Source organism: Micropepsis pineolensis, from assembly GCF_055392125.1.
This window is the reverse complement of sequence record NZ_AP042408.1, coordinates 180,683-194,048: the sequence shown is the minus strand read 5'-3', so window position 1 is coordinate 194,048 and position 13,366 is coordinate 180,683. Positions and strand designations below refer to the sequence as shown.

17 protein-coding genes are annotated in these 13,366 nt (G+C 61.5%); 5 read left to right on the top strand and 12 right to left on the bottom strand.

Annotated elements, in window-relative coordinates; genetic code table 11:
* The first annotated feature begins 45 nt into the window (after positions 1 to 45).
* The 3 genes from ACZ5RI_RS00865 to ACZ5RI_RS00855 all read left to right on the top strand — a co-directional run bounded on the left by ACZ5RI_RS00865 (position 46) and on the right by ACZ5RI_RS00855 (position 2,900).
* Complete coding sequence (locus ACZ5RI_RS00865) at positions 46 to 408, top strand: helix-turn-helix domain-containing protein (RefSeq protein ID WP_464514228.1); 363 nt, start codon at positions 46 to 48, stop codon at positions 406 to 408.
* On the top strand, positions 405 to 1,202 hold the full coding sequence (locus ACZ5RI_RS00860; protein ID WP_464514227.1) for a DUF6456 domain-containing protein: 798 nt from the start codon (positions 405 to 407) through the stop codon (positions 1,200 to 1,202). Before ACZ5RI_RS00865 ends, ACZ5RI_RS00860 begins: the two co-directional genes overlap by 4 nt.
* A gap of 279 nt (positions 1,203 to 1,481) precedes the next feature.
* Positions 1,482 to 2,900 carry a sensor histidine kinase gene (locus tag ACZ5RI_RS00855; RefSeq protein WP_464514226.1) on the top strand — a complete coding sequence of 473 codons (1,419 nt, stop codon included), beginning with the start codon at positions 1,482 to 1,484 and terminating at the stop codon, positions 2,898 to 2,900.
* Positions 2,901 to 2,910: 10 nt separating this feature from the next.
* Here ACZ5RI_RS00855 and ACZ5RI_RS00850 read toward each other — a convergent pair whose 3' ends face one another.
* The 9 genes from ACZ5RI_RS00850 to ACZ5RI_RS00810 all read right to left on the bottom strand — a co-directional run bounded on the left by ACZ5RI_RS00850 (position 2,911) and on the right by ACZ5RI_RS00810 (position 10,005).
* Positions 2,911 to 3,114: a hypothetical protein gene (locus ACZ5RI_RS00850; RefSeq protein ID WP_464514225.1), complete on the bottom strand. Its 204-nt coding sequence runs from the start codon at positions 3,112 to 3,114 to the stop codon at positions 2,911 to 2,913.
* 170 nt (positions 3,115 to 3,284) lie between these two features.
* Complete coding sequence (locus ACZ5RI_RS00845; protein ID WP_464514224.1) at positions 3,285 to 5,342, bottom strand: hypothetical protein; 2,058 nt, start codon at positions 5,340 to 5,342, stop codon at positions 3,285 to 3,287.
* Between the two features lie 2 nt (positions 5,343 to 5,344).
* The gene (locus tag ACZ5RI_RS00840; RefSeq protein WP_464514223.1) at positions 5,345 to 5,926 is read right to left on the bottom strand and encodes a DUF4159 domain-containing protein; all 582 of its coding nucleotides are present in this window, start codon (positions 5,924 to 5,926) and stop codon (positions 5,345 to 5,347) included.
* The gene (locus ACZ5RI_RS00835) at positions 5,871 to 6,461 is read right to left on the bottom strand and encodes a hypothetical protein (protein ID WP_464514222.1); all 591 of its coding nucleotides are present in this window, start codon (positions 6,459 to 6,461) and stop codon (positions 5,871 to 5,873) included. The genes ACZ5RI_RS00840 and ACZ5RI_RS00835 overlap by 56 nt, the downstream gene beginning before the upstream one ends.
* Positions 6,376 to 6,840 (bottom strand): hypothetical protein, encoded by a 465-nt coding sequence (locus tag ACZ5RI_RS00830; protein WP_464514221.1) that lies wholly within the window; start codon positions 6,838 to 6,840, stop codon positions 6,376 to 6,378. Before ACZ5RI_RS00830 ends, ACZ5RI_RS00835 begins: the two co-directional genes overlap by 86 nt.
* Positions 6,841 to 6,865: 25 nt before the next feature.
* Entirely contained in the window at positions 6,866 to 7,381 is a 516-nt protein-coding gene (locus ACZ5RI_RS00825; RefSeq protein WP_464514220.1) for a hypothetical protein, read from the bottom strand.
* A gap of 118 nt (positions 7,382 to 7,499) precedes the next feature.
* Entirely contained in the window at positions 7,500 to 8,033 is a 534-nt protein-coding gene (locus ACZ5RI_RS00820) for a BatA domain-containing protein (RefSeq protein WP_464514219.1), read from the bottom strand.
* Positions 8,030 to 8,986, bottom strand: a complete 957-nt coding sequence (locus ACZ5RI_RS00815; protein WP_464515516.1) for a DUF58 domain-containing protein — start codon at positions 8,984 to 8,986, stop codon at positions 8,030 to 8,032. The genes ACZ5RI_RS00820 and ACZ5RI_RS00815 overlap by 4 nt, the downstream gene beginning before the upstream one ends.
* The gene (locus ACZ5RI_RS00810; protein ID WP_464514218.1) at positions 8,986 to 10,005 is read right to left on the bottom strand and encodes an AAA family ATPase; all 1,020 of its coding nucleotides are present in this window, start codon (positions 10,003 to 10,005) and stop codon (positions 8,986 to 8,988) included. The genes ACZ5RI_RS00815 and ACZ5RI_RS00810 overlap by 1 nt, the downstream gene beginning before the upstream one ends.
* A gap of 295 nt (positions 10,006 to 10,300) precedes the next feature.
* On the opposite strand from ACZ5RI_RS00810, the gene ACZ5RI_RS00805 reads away from it, so the two are divergent.
* On the top strand, positions 10,301 to 11,044 hold the full coding sequence (locus tag ACZ5RI_RS00805) for a CCA tRNA nucleotidyltransferase (protein ID WP_464514217.1): 744 nt from the start codon (positions 10,301 to 10,303) through the stop codon (positions 11,042 to 11,044).
* The gene (locus ACZ5RI_RS00800) at positions 10,965 to 11,519 is read left to right on the top strand and encodes a tRNA nucleotidyltransferase/poly(A) polymerase family protein (RefSeq protein ID WP_464514216.1); all 555 of its coding nucleotides are present in this window, start codon (positions 10,965 to 10,967) and stop codon (positions 11,517 to 11,519) included. Before ACZ5RI_RS00805 ends, ACZ5RI_RS00800 begins: the two co-directional genes overlap by 80 nt.
* 46 nt (positions 11,520 to 11,565) lie before the next feature.
* On the opposite strand, the gene ACZ5RI_RS00795 is transcribed toward ACZ5RI_RS00800, so the two are convergent.
* The 3 genes from ACZ5RI_RS00795 to ACZ5RI_RS00785 form a co-directional block, all read right to left on the bottom strand.
* Complete coding sequence (locus ACZ5RI_RS00795; RefSeq protein ID WP_464514215.1) at positions 11,566 to 12,234, bottom strand: YjbE family putative metal transport protein; 669 nt, start codon at positions 12,232 to 12,234, stop codon at positions 11,566 to 11,568.
* Positions 12,235 to 12,321: 87 nt separating this feature from the next.
* Complete coding sequence (locus ACZ5RI_RS00790; protein WP_464514214.1) at positions 12,322 to 12,792, bottom strand: tRNA (cytidine(34)-2'-O)-methyltransferase; 471 nt, start codon at positions 12,790 to 12,792, stop codon at positions 12,322 to 12,324.
* A gap of 4 nt (positions 12,793 to 12,796) precedes the next feature.
* Entirely contained in the window at positions 12,797 to 13,348 is a 552-nt protein-coding gene (locus ACZ5RI_RS00785) for a GNAT family N-acetyltransferase (RefSeq protein ID WP_464514213.1), read from the bottom strand.
* Positions 13,349 to 13,366: the final 18 nt, after the last annotated feature.

Below are 13,366 nucleotides of genomic sequence, written 5' to 3'. Positions count from 1 at the left end.
TGTCACTAATGGCGAGGCGGGCATATGTGCAGCGGGAGTATGGCGATGATTGTCGATAGCGTGCCGTGCGGAATTCTGGGGGCGTTTAAAGCGGAAACCGCCCCGGTCCATAAGCAGGTCTGGCTGGTCCAGGCAACGGTGGCCCATATCACTGGGGTGACGCTTGGGGATTTGTGTGCCCCGACACGGCGCACGCCGCGCGCTGCCCTCAGCCGCCAGATGGCGATGTATCTCTGCCATGTGGTGTTTTCTATCGGGGTGTCGAATGTGGCGCGGGCGTTTGGGCGGGACCCCTCGACCGTGGTCCATGCCCTGCGCCGGGTCGAGGATTTGCGTGACGCGCCCGAATTCGACCGCGAGCTCGCCGGGATCGAGGGGTTTCTGCTCGACAGCTGGGGGCGGCTATGAGCCTGGGTGGGCAGGCGCTGCAGCGTGAAGCCCGGCGGCTGTTACGCCAGATGCTGGGTGGGGCGGTGTTGCAGCGTATCGAGGGGGCCGACTTTGTTCTGGTGCTGGGGGCGCATAAGCCCAAATCAGGGCAATCTCTCCGGCGGATTGAAGCTGAACTGGTCATCCATTGCGCTGCCCGCGGCTTATTGCAGGCCGATGCTGCGGGGGGCTACCGCATCAGTCCGGCCGGTGGGGCGTGGTTGCAACGCCAAGTTTGGGCTGGAACGGTGCAGCAGGGGTATGCCGCCCAGCATCGCAATATGATCGAGGCCGACATTGTCGAGCCAGCCAGCGGAGCGGTGCGCCACAGCATCAACGCCCACGCGGCCCCGCTGACCTTTCTGTGTCAACGCGGTCTGATTGATGCCACCGAGCGGATGGCGGGTGAAAAGCTGGCCCGCGATTTTTATCTGGCGCAGCTGTCCGGCCGACTTACTGTTGACTGGCAGGCCCCCCTGACACGTTCGCGGCGCAGTGCAGCATCGCCCCTGCCCGAAGCGGTGCTGGCCGCCAAGCAGCGCCTGCGCGAGGCTCTTGTTGCCGTGGGGCCCGAGCTTTCTGGTGTTCTGATGGATCTGTGCTGTCTGGAGCAGGGGCTGGAAGCAACGGAAAAGCGTCTCGGCTGGCCGCGGGCCAGTGCCAAGGTGGTGCTTCGACTGGCGCTTGCACGGCTGGCGCGCCACTATGGTCTGGGTATGGGGCGGCAATCTGCGCCAATAGAAGGCTGGTGTCCCGAAAAGGAACAATATTAAAATTTAAAGTAAAGTATATGTGTGGCGCAGACTTAGAGTTGACATACGGTATACAATCAAGGCGGCGTAAAATATCTCACGGCTAGATTGTCCTTCATGTATTCTTTGCACAGTATTGCTTTTATTTTATTTGCCGTTGTTTTATGCATTTTTTCCCTTATTGGGTAATTAATAGGGTTATTTTCTTTATACTGTATAACGTTACTTGTAGTGTTCAACATTTGTTAAGTATACTCGCGCGATAAATGATTCGTCGTCCAATCGGCTGGGTTGATGCATTTGTCCGGCAAACGTGTTGCCACTTCTGACAGAGAGATTCAGACAGCGCTGCCATCCCGTTGGGTGGGCGGCGCGGTCTATGGCATCATTGTGCCTGTATCGGCGGCGGGGGCGGTGCTGGCTTTCAGCCAATATGCGTTCAATCTGATACCGGCGTTGCAATTGCCCGGGCCAGTCTGGGCCGTCATTGCCCTATTGTTCTTTATTGTATTTCTACAGGGCGGACTGATCGGCCTGATGATGCACCAGCGCCGCAAGCGCCCCGGCCTTTCGTTACAGCTGGCGGCACGCTACCGGGCGCTGTGTGATATTTCCCCCGATATGATCACGCGCCACGATGCCGATGGCCGGATACGCTATGCCAGTCCGGCAACCGCGGCGCTTCTTGGCTATGCGCCCGAAGCGTTGGTCGGCCGCGCCCCGACCGATCTGGTGCATGCGGAAGATCTGGCGGCGTTTCAGACTATGCGAAATGCGCTGGTGGCTGGTCAGACCGCCGAGCTCGAGATGCGTTTGCGTCGGGCTGACGCCAGCTATGTCTGGGTCGCCGCACATGTCTGTCCGGTGCCGGGCCGCCGCCGCAATCACGCCGGCACTGTCGCGGTGTGCCGCGATATTACCGCGGTGAAAGAACGTGAAAGCCAGTTGATCGCGGCCTGCGGTCAGGCCGAGGCGGCCAATCAGGCCAAGACCCTGTTCTTTGCCCATATGAGCCACGAACTGCGTACGCCGCTGAATGCCATTCTGGGCTTCTCCGACGTCATGGTTCAGGAGATGTTCGGGCCGCTGGGCGCTTCGCGTTACATGGAATATTCGCGGCTGATCCATGAATCGGGTTCGCACCTGCTCGAACTGATCAACAGCGTGCTCGATTTGTCGAAAATCGAAGCGGGTAAGCTCGAAATCCTCGAAGAAGAGTTTGATCTGGCCCCGGTGGTGGAATCGGCGCTGCGCTTTATCCGTCTGGCGGCCGAACGGGCCGGGGTGCGGCTGGTGACCGATATTGATCCGGCGGCGGCGGAAATCCGCGCCGACCGGCGCGCGCTTGGCCAGATGCTGATCAATCTGTTTTCCAACGCGGTCAAATTCACCCCCACCGGCGGCGAGGTCTGTCTGACCGCACGTCGTCGCGATACGGGGATCGAGATTGCGGTCAGCGATACCGGTTCAGGTATTGCGCCGGCCGATCTTAAGCGTCTGGGTCGCCCGTTTGAGCAAACCCGTGATGCCGCTGGTAAAGAAGGCACCGGTCTGGGGCTGGCACTGGTCAAAGCCTATGCTGCGATGCATGGCGGTGATGTCATCCTGCAATCGGCGCTTGGTGTTGGCACCACGGTGCGGCTGGTCTTTCCCCATGGCGTGGTGAAATCCAGCGTCTATCCCCCCCACGCCGTGCCCGCTTTGCGCACGGTGGCCTGATACTTTCAGGTTATTTTTCCAGCCAGTTCTGGATGATGGCAATCGTACCCGCAACCAGCGCGATGCCGACCATCGCCCCGATCAATACCAGATACAGCCCAAACTGCTGTGGCCAGCTTAAATTCGGCAAGGTCCCGCGCGAGGCCAGCCCCACCAGTAAGGTGGCGATGATGAACAGGGCTACAAAAGTCAGGTTGCACACAAGCCGACGCATGAACACACAACTACCGGAACACCGGGGCTAGCCTAGAGCAACGCGCGTAAATGTGTAGACGGTTTTGCACGTAAGCTTGCGATAAAACGCATAATCTGTCCGGCGGTGAAATGTATGTCAGGGCCGTCGCTTCAGAACAGCTTACCAAAGTCGGTGAAGGGCTATTCGGCTTAGCGCCCCTCTTCGCGCCAGGCCAGCGCCAGCGTTCCAAGCAGCAGCAACAGGCCAAGCCATGGCGGCAGCAGCGGGGTTTCCTCGACACTTAAGGTTCGTGTGGCGGCATTGCGGCGCAAGGTAAACTGACCATCGGCATCGCCTGCGGCGTCGATGCGCTGAATATCGGGCAGACCATCACTGAACCAGCGGGTGGCCCCCCCGGTGGTGGCGGCAACCGGTGATAAAATCGCGTCGGTGGACCGCATGTCGGCGACCTCTTTAGGATTCAAGGGGCCGGCAGCGGCGACTGCCGACCATTTGCCATCACGCACATGATATAGCCCCAGCGCATCGGCAGGCCGCTGGGCCCGCCAGAGCCCTGGCCCCGCGCTTTGCAGGGGGACGGTTTCGCTTTGCCCTGACGGATCGGTGATGCTGACCTGCGGTGCGGTTTTGGCCATGCTGCGCCGTTCGATAATCAGATCGCTGCCCGAGATCTTGGCGCTTAAAGCCTCTTCCTCCAGCTCGGGCTCTTTCATCAGCCAGTGAGCGATGCGCCGTAACAGTTCTGCCTGGGGGCCGCCGCCATCATAGCCACGCGCCCATAACCAGCCCTGATCCGACATCAGTTGGGCTACCCGCCCCTTGCCGACGCGGTCGAGCACCAGCAGCGGCGACCCGCCAATGCCGGACATCAGCGTTTCGCCTGAGAGTTTTTCACCGCCGGTCTGGCGGAACCAGTGTCCCCAGCTCGGGACTGCGCCATCCCCGCCTGCACCGGGAAGGCCCCGCGTAACCGGGTGGGCCGTGCCGTCACTGGTCAGGCTGGGCTTGAAGGGTTGGCTCAATACCCGACCCGAGGGGCGCACCGGCAGCACCAGCGACAGCGGCGTGCGATAGATACTTTCCTCGCCAGCCATTTCCGGTCCGGCGGAAACCAGCAGCGCGCCGCCCTTTTCAACATACTCGGCCAGATTGGCGTAATAGGCCGCTGGCAGAATACCCTGATTGCTGAAGCGGTCGAAGATCACCAGATCAAAACCGCTGAGCTTGTCGGCGAACAGTTCCTGGGTGGGAAAGACGATCAGCGCCAGTTCCGATGCCGGGGTCGGATCGGTCAGCTGCTTGCCCGGCGGGCGCAGAATGGTGAAGTGGACCAGATCGACCGACGGATCACCTTTGAGCAGCGCGCGCCACACCCGCTCGCCGGCATTGGGTTCGCCCGAAACCAACAGCACATGCAGCCGGTCACGAACGCCGGTGATGGTGGCAACCGCGCGGTTGTTTTGCAGGGTCAGTTCTGCCGGGCCGGCATCCGCTTCAATTTCGACGACGCTTTCGCCTTCATGGTGGACGGGGATATCGATTGCTGTGGGCTGGCCCAGTTTAACCGTACGGGTGCCGAAGTCGGTGCCATCCAGTCTGAGATTGACCTGCGCGCTGCCCTGATTGGTGCGGCCCAGATCATCAACACGGACAACGATTTTGGCCGTCTTGCCGACAATGCCATAGCGGGCGGCATCAACAATGGCCAGCTTGCGGTCGGCCTCGTTATGCTCGCCGATAATCAGCGCGTTGAGCGGGGCGCGGTATTGCGGTTTGGCCGGGGCATCGTGAACCTCGCCATCGCTGATGAAGATCGCCCCGGCAAAACGTGACGGTGGAATATCGGCCAGCGCGGCATCCAGCGCGGCAAAGGCTTCAGTGCCCCGATCTTCGTTGCTGTCGCTGTTGACGCCGATGGTGCGCAGCTCCAGATCCCGTGAATTGCCCAGTTTGGCCTTGATGGCGCGCAGGGCCTTATCGGCCTGTTCAAGCCGGTCGCCGATCTGCATGCTCTGGCTGCGGTCCAGCAGGATCACCGCAATATCGGCCAGCGGTTCGCGCGCCTCGCGCACCAGGGATGGGCCCGACAGGGTGAGCAGCAGCGCAGCAAAGGCCAGTGTGCGGGCCCAGGTGCCGCGGGCCCGGCGGTAAAATCCATAGGCACAGAACAGTGCGGCGGCAACAGCAATCCCCCCTATAATGGTGGGGCTGACCAGCGGGGCAAATACAATGCTGTGCAGGTTCATCTTCAGTGCCCCAAACGTTTTAAGATGGTCGGCACATGAATCTGATCGGTCTTGTAATTGCCTGTCAGGGCATACATCGCCACATTGATGCCAAAACGGATGGCCATTTCGCGCTGGCGCTCGCCACCGGGAGCGACATCGGCCACGGGTCTGCTATTGTGATCCACCGCCCAGGCTGCGGCCCAGTCGGCGCTGCCGATGATGACTGGTGAAACCCCGTCCCCGCCGCTGTTTTCCGCAACCCAGACCTTGCCACCGGCCCAGCGGCCGGGAAATTCGCTGAGCAGATAAAAGGTGCGCATCAGCACATGGTTACCGCCGACCGGGCGCAGCGGTGGCAGATCAATGCGCCCGAGCAGGCGGCGCAGGGTCTGCTGACCGACGCCGGGCGGCAGGGTCTGATCGCGGGTGTCGATCAGCAGGGTGCCGCCATTGCGCATATAGTCGGCCAGTCTGGCCAGCGCCTTGGGGCTTAAGTCGCGTTCGCGCGGGTCCATCGGCCAATAGAGCAGCGGAAAGAAGCTGAGATCATCGGTCTCGGGATTGACCGCCATCGGTTCGGGCGGGCTGTAGGCGGTACGCATGGTCAGCGCATGATCCAGACCAAATCAGCCCGGCTTTACTCATGGCGTCGGTATCGCCAGCGCCGGTGACGATATAGCCCAGTCGGGTATCCAGCGCTGCCTTCTGGGCAAAGCTGTCACCCCGTCCGGCACCATGGGCCGGTGGCGGCAACAGCGCGGCGATCAGTATAAGCGGCAGCAGGGCTTTGACGGCGCTAACCAGCCTGCGCGGTTCAAACAGGCCCCGCAGCCACAGCCCGGCCAGCATGTCGATCAGCAGCAATGCGGCGGCGGCCAGCAGTAAGGGCGGGGCCAGATCCATACTGGCGCGTTCGGCATAGGCGCTCTGGCCAATGCCGATACGGCCGATCGGCAACAGGGCGGTATTTTCGCGGGTCGGGTTCAGCGCGCGTTCGGCCCCGCTGGGCCCGTAGAGCCCCGGCGGGTGATGACGGTCGGGTTCGATATGGTCAATGTCGAGCGCTTTGACCGGCTGCACTTCGGCCCCGGCATGATGCAGATGGCCGAAACCGTTCAGTGTCTGCACCGGATTCAAGGCCGCAGCCCCGGCCATGGCCGCGGGGTGGACGCCGGTTGCCAGCGGCAGCAGGCGGCGCAGCATGTCGACATATAGCCCCGACAAGGGCAGGTTCGACCAGCTTGGTCCGGCGGTGACGTGGAACAGGACAATCCAGCCCTTGCCACGCGGGGCGGGCGGTGACCATCGGGGTGCCGTCGGCCAGCTGGGCCCAGCTGTGGCTGGCCAGATCGACCGAGGGTTCGGCCAGAATCTGACGCGAAACCGTGACTTCGACTGGCAGCGCCAGACCGGCAAAGGGGCTCGACGCGGCAAAGGGGGCCAGATGCTGCGGCGCAGTCCAACTGAGCGAACCGCTTAAAAAACGTCCGCCACTGCGCAGCGGCACGGGGGTCATATCATCGCCACCCTCGGCCAGCCGGTCACCGGCAAAACGGATCAGCAGTCCGCCGGATGTGACAAAAATCCTGAACCTCGCTCTGCTCGCTGCCGGTCAGGCGGCGGCCGTCGGCCAAAATCAGCACCGAGGGTTTCTGGTGCAGCACGGTGCCAAGGGCACCGGAAACCGTGTCGGCATAGGGGTGCAAGGCGCGCTCAAGATAATATTGCCCGGACAGCAAGGGCTCGTCATTGGCTGCCGAACTGACGGCAATGCCGACCGCCCGACGTGGCGCGCCACGATCAAACAGATAGACACCGCCGGTGCTTTGATAGCCCTCGATCTGCAGCCGGGCGGCACGGCTGCGCATCGCCAGCGGCAGATTCAGCCGCACTGTCGTGCGGTTGGCACCATCGGCAAAGGCATAGGGGGCGGTGGTGAGTTGTTCGCCGTCATGGCCATAAAGCGCAATCAGGCCCCGGCGTTTTCCATCGGTTCCGGCGCGCAGCAGGCTGGCCTGCCAGCCATCGGAACCGGCGGCAAGCCCGGTGATCGCCATCGACACAGCGGTTGGTGGATCGCGGAAAATGTGGCTGTGGCCGTTTGCCTTTAGCAGTCGGGCCAGCGTGCGGGCTACGCCGTCATCAACGCCATCAGACAGCCACAGAATTTCGGCGTTATGGCAGCTGGGTCTTTTTGAGCGCTGCGATGACGCCGCTGCGGTCGGCCAGCCAGGCCTGCGGTTTGAGGGCTTCGATACGGCGCCGGGCGCGGCCGGCATCCACCAGGCTGGTATCAGGGGCTTCGGCTGTGGGTAATATCATTACCGGACGGTTCTGATCTTCGGCCAGCCGCACCGCTTCGCGCGCCAGTCCTTGATGGGTGTCCCAATTGGCGGCGGCGGTCCAGCCATTGTCGATAATCAGAACCAGGGGGCCTTGGCCCTTCAGTGTCAGGCTGCGGCCGATCTGTGGTCCGGCCAGGGCAACAATTACGGCGGCGGCGAGCAGCAGGCGCAGTAGCATCAGCCACCAGGGGGTACCCGCCGGGGTTTCCTCGGCACTGTTTAAGCCCGCCAACAACTTGATCGGCGGGAACACCGCGCGCTTGGGCAAAGGCGGTATGACGCGCAGCAAAAACCAGATCGCCGGCAACAGGATCAGTGCCGTCAAAATCCATGGGCTGGTAAAGCTGATTGCGGCCCAGTTCATCGGCGCATGCCCACCCCGGCATCGAGCTGGCCGCTCAAATCGGCAAACAGCGCCACCAGCGCCGTCTTGGCTGAACGGTCGGTGCGGTGGGCCAGATAGCTCCAGCCCAGCGAGCGGGCCAGCGTGCTTAAGGCTTCGCTGCGGGCGGCAAAACGCTGGCGATAGGCGGTGCGCAGCGATTCAGCCCGGCCAAGCAGGCGGCTTTCACTGCCATCGGCGGCTTCAAATTTGGTGCGGCCGCTATAGGGAAAATCTTCCTCGGCCGGGTCGATGATATGGACCAGACGGCCATGGGCCCCGTGCTGGATCAGGCGGCGCATCGCCGCCTCGATCTCGTCCAGCGGGCTTAGAAAGTCACCGATCCAGACAAATTGGGCGTGGCGCGGCAGCGGGGCTGTCGGCGGGGTGGCATCATCGGTGGGGGGGGCGGCAAGCGCTTCGGCCATGGCAAAATAGCTCGTCCGCGAGGCCCCCGGCCTGGCCCCGCCATAAAGCCCGACCCGTTCGCCGCCGCGCACCAGCAGCAGCCCCAGTGCCAGACCGATCAGGCTGGCCCGGTCAATCTTGCTTTCGGTGTGTGAGGAAAAGCGCATCGTTGGGGCGCCTTCGCGCCAGATCAACACGGTTTGGGCCGCCTCTGCCTCGCGTTCACGCACGAACAGATGCTGACTGCGGGCCGACTGACGCCAGTCGATCCCGGCGGCATCGTCGCCGTCGTGATAGCGGTGAAACTGCCAGAAATCCTGCCCGGATCCGGCCTTGCCCCGGCCATGGACGCCCAAACTGATCGCCGCCGCCAGCTGTTCCGCCCGCACCGTCAGGGGCGGTAAGCCCCGCGCCGTGGCTTCCGCCGCGCTGCTGGCGGCCAATGCAGCGGTGGTGCCGCCGGAGAGTTTGGCGGCCCCAATGACCGATCGTTTTACGGGAGGGGGAGATGGCCGGGGTGATGCCATCAAAGCGCTTTCCGGCACAGACGCTGAATAACGGCGGAAATGGTCTGCCCTTCGGCGCGGGCGGCAAAGGTCAGCGCCATGCGGTGGCGTAGCACCGGTTCGGCCAGCGCGGCGACATCATCGACCGACGGGGCAAAACGGCCCTGCAACAGCGCCCGTGCCCGCACCGCCAGCATGAATGCCTGACTGGCGCGCGGCCCCGGCCCCCAGGCAATGGTGTCGCGCAAGCTGCTGTCGCCGTCTTTTTCCGGGCGACCGGAACGCACCAGCCGCAGGATGCCTTCGACGACCTGATCGCCGACCGGAATATGGCGCACCAGATTTTGCGCCGCGATCAGTGTGGCCGGATCGGCAATGGCTTCCAGCGCCGCCTCGTCCCCAAAGGTGGTGGCCAGCAGCATTTGTTTCTCAGCGTCGCGGTCGGGATAGCCAATGTCGATCTGCAATAAAAAGCGGTCAAGCTGGGCTTCGGGTAACGGATAGGTGCCTTCCTGTTCGAGCGGATTTTGCGTCGCCAGCACATGAAACGGCTTGGGCAGATCATAGCGCACACCTGCCACGGTGACCTGGCGTTCCTGCATCGCCTGCAACAGCGCCGACTGTGTGCGCGGGCTGGCGCGGTTGATTTCGTCGGCCATCAGCATCTGGGTGAACACCGGGCCTTTAACGAAACGGAAAGCACGATGATGATTTTCACCCTCATCGAGAATTTCCGAGCCCAGAATGTCTGCTGGCATCAGATCGGGGGTGAATTGAATGCGTTTGGATTCTAATCCCAACACGGTGCCGATGGCACCGACCAGTTTGGTTTTGGCAAGTCCCGGCACGCCGATAATCAGGCCATGCCCCCCGGCCAGCAAAAGGATCAGGCTCTGCTCGATCACATCTGGTTGGCCGAATATGGTTTTTTCGATTTGCCGACGCACGCTGACCATTTTTTCGGCAATGACTTCGGCCTCGTGGACCGCTGCCGAAAGGTTTGCGGGGGCAAGCGCTGCTTCACCGCGGATATCGTTCATCGCGTTTCGTCCCAAAGGGTTGGCGCCGTCGCGAACATATCGGTCGGCAGCAGGAATATATGGATCGGCACGATGTGTTTTTACCGCGCTACAGGCCGCACAGGCAAGAACAGTAGCAAAATGACAGACCTGTCGCGTAAAAGCTGTGACACGATGGTTACGGTGCGTTATCGACGTTTACTAGTTTATCGCAAAGAAATCTCAACTTTGTGGCGCTAGAGTGACGACCGTATATGACAGTATTATCGCAGGATCTCGGCATACTTTTGAGGCGGGCCATACGGAAAATGCAGTCATGACCATGCTTGATCCGGTTCAACATCCCTGGATGCGCGCCCCTGCTACGGTGGCGGTGATGGACACGCTTGGGGATGCGCGCTTTGTCGGCGGTGCAGTGCGCAACGCACTGCTGGGCGAGCCGGTTGGTGACATTGATATTGCAACCCCGCTTATTCCGCGTGAGGTCATTCGCCGTTTGCGTGACGTCGGCATCAAAACGGTGCCGACCGGGCTGGCCCATGGCACCATTACCGCCGTGGTCGATCACAAGTCGTTCGAGATCACCACGTTGCGCCGCGATATCGCCACCGATGGCCGCCATGCCAAGGTGGTTTTTGGTCAAAGCTGGCAGGATGATGCGCTTCGCCGTGACTTTACCATCAATGCGCTATCGGCAACGCTGGACGGTGAGGTTTTTGATTATCTTGATGGCATGAGCGATCTGGCGGTGCGCCGGGTGCGTTTTATCGGCGAGCCATCGCAGCGTATTGATGAAGACGTCTTGCGCATTTTGCGCCTGTTTCGTTTTAGCGCCTGGTACGGCGGTGCAATTGAACCCAGGGCGCTGCAGGCGGCGGTGGCGGCGCGTAAAAGTCTGCAGCATTTATCGGGCGAACGTATCACCAAGGAAATGCTGAAACTGTTGTCGGCAAAAAAATCCCGTTGGTGTGCTGCAGACTATGGCCGATGGTGGCATCCTCAACGAAATTGCGCTCGACAGACCCGATCTCAAACGTCTGGCCGGTCTGGTGTCGATTGAGCGTCGCAACGGTTTGCCGATTGATGCAGGCCTGCGGCTGGCGGCGCTGCGCCCCGGTCCGCTGTTGTCGGGCCGCTGGAAGCTCGGCAATGCGTTGCATGGTCGGCTGGAAGCAACGCGCTGTATCACACCGATTCTGGCGACCATCACCCACCGCGAAGCGCGTAAGCTGCTTTATCAGTGGGGCGCTCCACGGTTTCACGATCGGTTACTGCTCGGCTGGGCGGTGGATGGTAATCCCGGTCGTGACGGTCTGTGGTGGGCGCTGCTGGAGCTATCAGAATTTTTTGCACCGCCGGATTTTCCCCTCTCGGGTCGCGATGCGCTGGCGGCGGGGTTGCCTGCCGGTCCTGCGATTGGCCAGGCGTTGCGCGAAGTCGAGGCCTGGTGGATGGAGCACGACTTCCTGCCCGGTCCGCAGGAATTGCTCGGCGAATTAAATCGCACCGCTGAAGGCCTTGAGAAGCGTCACTAGAGCGCTTTACCGAAATGTGGGCAGCGATTTTCGGGCACGAAGCGTTTTACGCGCCGATGCCGTGCACCACCGGTTCAAGCCAGCCGAGCCAACCATCTTCGATCAGCCGTTCAATGCCATGCCAGATCATGCGCAGCGCCACGAGCAATACGATGATCACGCCAGCATAACTGATCCAGGAATAGCGATTGAGTAGTTTGGCGATGACGTTGGCGGCCAGGCCCATCAGCGCAATAGACAAAGCCAGCCCGATTACCAGTACCGGTAAGTGATGCATCGCCGCGCCAGCCACTGCCAGCACATTGTCGAGCGACATCGAAAGATCGGCAATCGCGATGCTGACAACCGCGCGGCGCAGCGCTTTGGCGTGCGGCAGACTATCGTCGAGAATGGATTTGGTTTCTTCGCCGTTTTTGCAGCAACATTCGTGATGGCGGATATCACGATAGAGCCGCCAGCACACCCACAGCAGTAAAAGACCGCCTGCCAGCATGGCTGGGGTGAATTGCAACAGCTCGACCGCGCAGATCGCCAGCACGATGCGCAACAGTACCGCAATGGCCAGGCCCCAGAATATCACCCGGTGGCGATCCTGTGGCTTGAGCTGGGCCGCCGACATGCCGATGACCAGGGCATTGTCGCCCGCCAGCACAATATCAATCAGGATGACCTGAATCAGCGCGAACCAGCCGCCATTTGCAAATATGTCAAGCAACAGAACGCCTCACAGGGGTGGGGAGGGAACCTGAAAAGAATTTAATACATATGGGGGGATGGCCGAAGCTTTACCAGAGGACAGCTTTTAAATTTTATCCGTAGCCGGAAATGTCCCGGTCTGGCGCAGCGCTTCGCCCAGCACCATGGCCCCCGCCAGGGCGACATTGAGCGAGCGGCCTAAAATGGGAATCCGCACACGGGCATCGGCACGATGATGGATATCATCCGGCACCCCGGCACTTTCGCGACCCAGTAGCAGGATGTCGTTGTTGATAAAACTAAAGTCGGTATGGGGAATGCTGGCCTTGGTGGTCAGCAGTACGATGCGGGCGTTATGTTCCGGGGCTGTGCGGGCGCTCAGAAAAGCGTCCCAATTGCAGTGGCGGGTGACCTCGGCCATTTCGGCATAATCCATCCCGGCGCGTTTGAGCTTTTTGTCGGTGAACAAAAAACCGCACGGTTCGATAATATCGACCGGCACCCCCAGGCAGGCCCCCAGGCGGATTAGCGTGCCGGTATTTTGCGGAATATCAGGCTGATAGAGCGCCAGACGCATGATTTTATCCCACCGTTGCGGCGCCGCAGGCACAGAAGGGGTGATCAATGCGGGCGCGGCGCACCTCGCCCGACAGGCTCAGGCGGGCGTTGGGTTTGAGCGATAAGCCCAGCACGCGGGCCTCATCAACCGGGCCGGGAAAGTGGATTTTGCCGGGGGGCAGGCGGGCAAAGCCGACGCGAACATAATAGAGCTCGTCTCCGACCAGAATAATACTGGATGCGCCTAAAAGGCGGGCTTCTTCAATGCCATGGCGCATCAGCGCCACGCCGATGCCCTGACCGCGCAGGGCTGGTTCCACCGCCAGCGGACCGAGCAGCAAAGAGGCTTCCTTGCCTACGGTTACCGGCCAGAAGCGGATCGATGCATAGAGATTGTCGTCTTCCACCGCGACGAAGCTCAACGCGCTAACCGGGTCGACGCCTTCACGCAATCGGTAGGCCGCTTTGGCAAAGCGTCCAGGTCCGAAACTCTTGGCGTTGAGGGCTTCGACGGCGGCTGCATCGGCAGTACGTTCCGGTCTGATCTGCCAGACCGGCGGCGGAGGTTTCGTCATGGCGCCCTGCTAACGGCG

Bases quoted from the DNA above. Each gene is read 5' to 3' on its own strand.
- ACZ5RI_RS00860 (WP_464514227.1), top strand. From the start codon at position 405: ATGAGCCTGGGTGGGCAGGCGCTGCAGCGTGAAGCCCGGCGGCTGTTA.
- ACZ5RI_RS00785 (WP_464514213.1), bottom strand. From the start codon at position 13,348: ATGACGAAACCTCCGCCGCCGGTCTGGCAGATCAGACCGGAACGTACT.
- ACZ5RI_RS00840 (WP_464514223.1), bottom strand. From the start codon at position 5,926: ATGCGTACCGCCTACAGCCCGCCCGAACCGATGGCGGTCAATCCCGAG.
- ACZ5RI_RS00815 (WP_464515516.1), bottom strand. From the start codon at position 8,986: ATGGCATCACCCCGGCCATCTCCCCCTCCCGTAAAACGATCGGTCATT.
- ACZ5RI_RS00845 (WP_464514224.1), bottom strand. From the start codon at position 5,342: ATGAACCTGCACAGCATTGTATTTGCCCCGCTGGTCAGCCCCACCATT.
- ACZ5RI_RS00805 (WP_464514217.1), top strand. From the start codon at position 10,301: ATGACCATGCTTGATCCGGTTCAACATCCCTGGATGCGCGCCCCTGCT.
- ACZ5RI_RS00810 (WP_464514218.1), bottom strand. From the start codon at position 10,005: ATGAACGATATCCGCGGTGAAGCAGCGCTTGCCCCCGCAAACCTTTCG.
- ACZ5RI_RS00825 (WP_464514220.1), bottom strand. From the start codon at position 7,381: ATGGCGATCACCGGGCTTGCCGCCGGTTCCGATGGCTGGCAGGCCAGC.
- ACZ5RI_RS00820 (WP_464514219.1), bottom strand. From the start codon at position 8,033: ATGAACTGGGCCGCAATCAGCTTTACCAGCCCATGGATTTTGACGGCA.
- ACZ5RI_RS00865 (WP_464514228.1), top strand. From the start codon at position 46: ATGATTGTCGATAGCGTGCCGTGCGGAATTCTGGGGGCGTTTAAAGCG.
- ACZ5RI_RS00850 (WP_464514225.1), bottom strand. From the start codon at position 3,114: ATGCGTCGGCTTGTGTGCAACCTGACTTTTGTAGCCCTGTTCATCATC.
- ACZ5RI_RS00830 (WP_464514221.1), bottom strand. From the start codon at position 6,840: ATGACCCCCGTGCCGCTGCGCAGTGGCGGACGTTTTTTAAGCGGTTCG.
- ACZ5RI_RS00790 (WP_464514214.1), bottom strand. From the start codon at position 12,792: ATGCGTCTGGCGCTCTATCAGCCTGATATTCCGCAAAATACCGGCACG.
- ACZ5RI_RS00800 (WP_464514216.1), top strand. From the start codon at position 10,965: ATGGCCGATGGTGGCATCCTCAACGAAATTGCGCTCGACAGACCCGAT.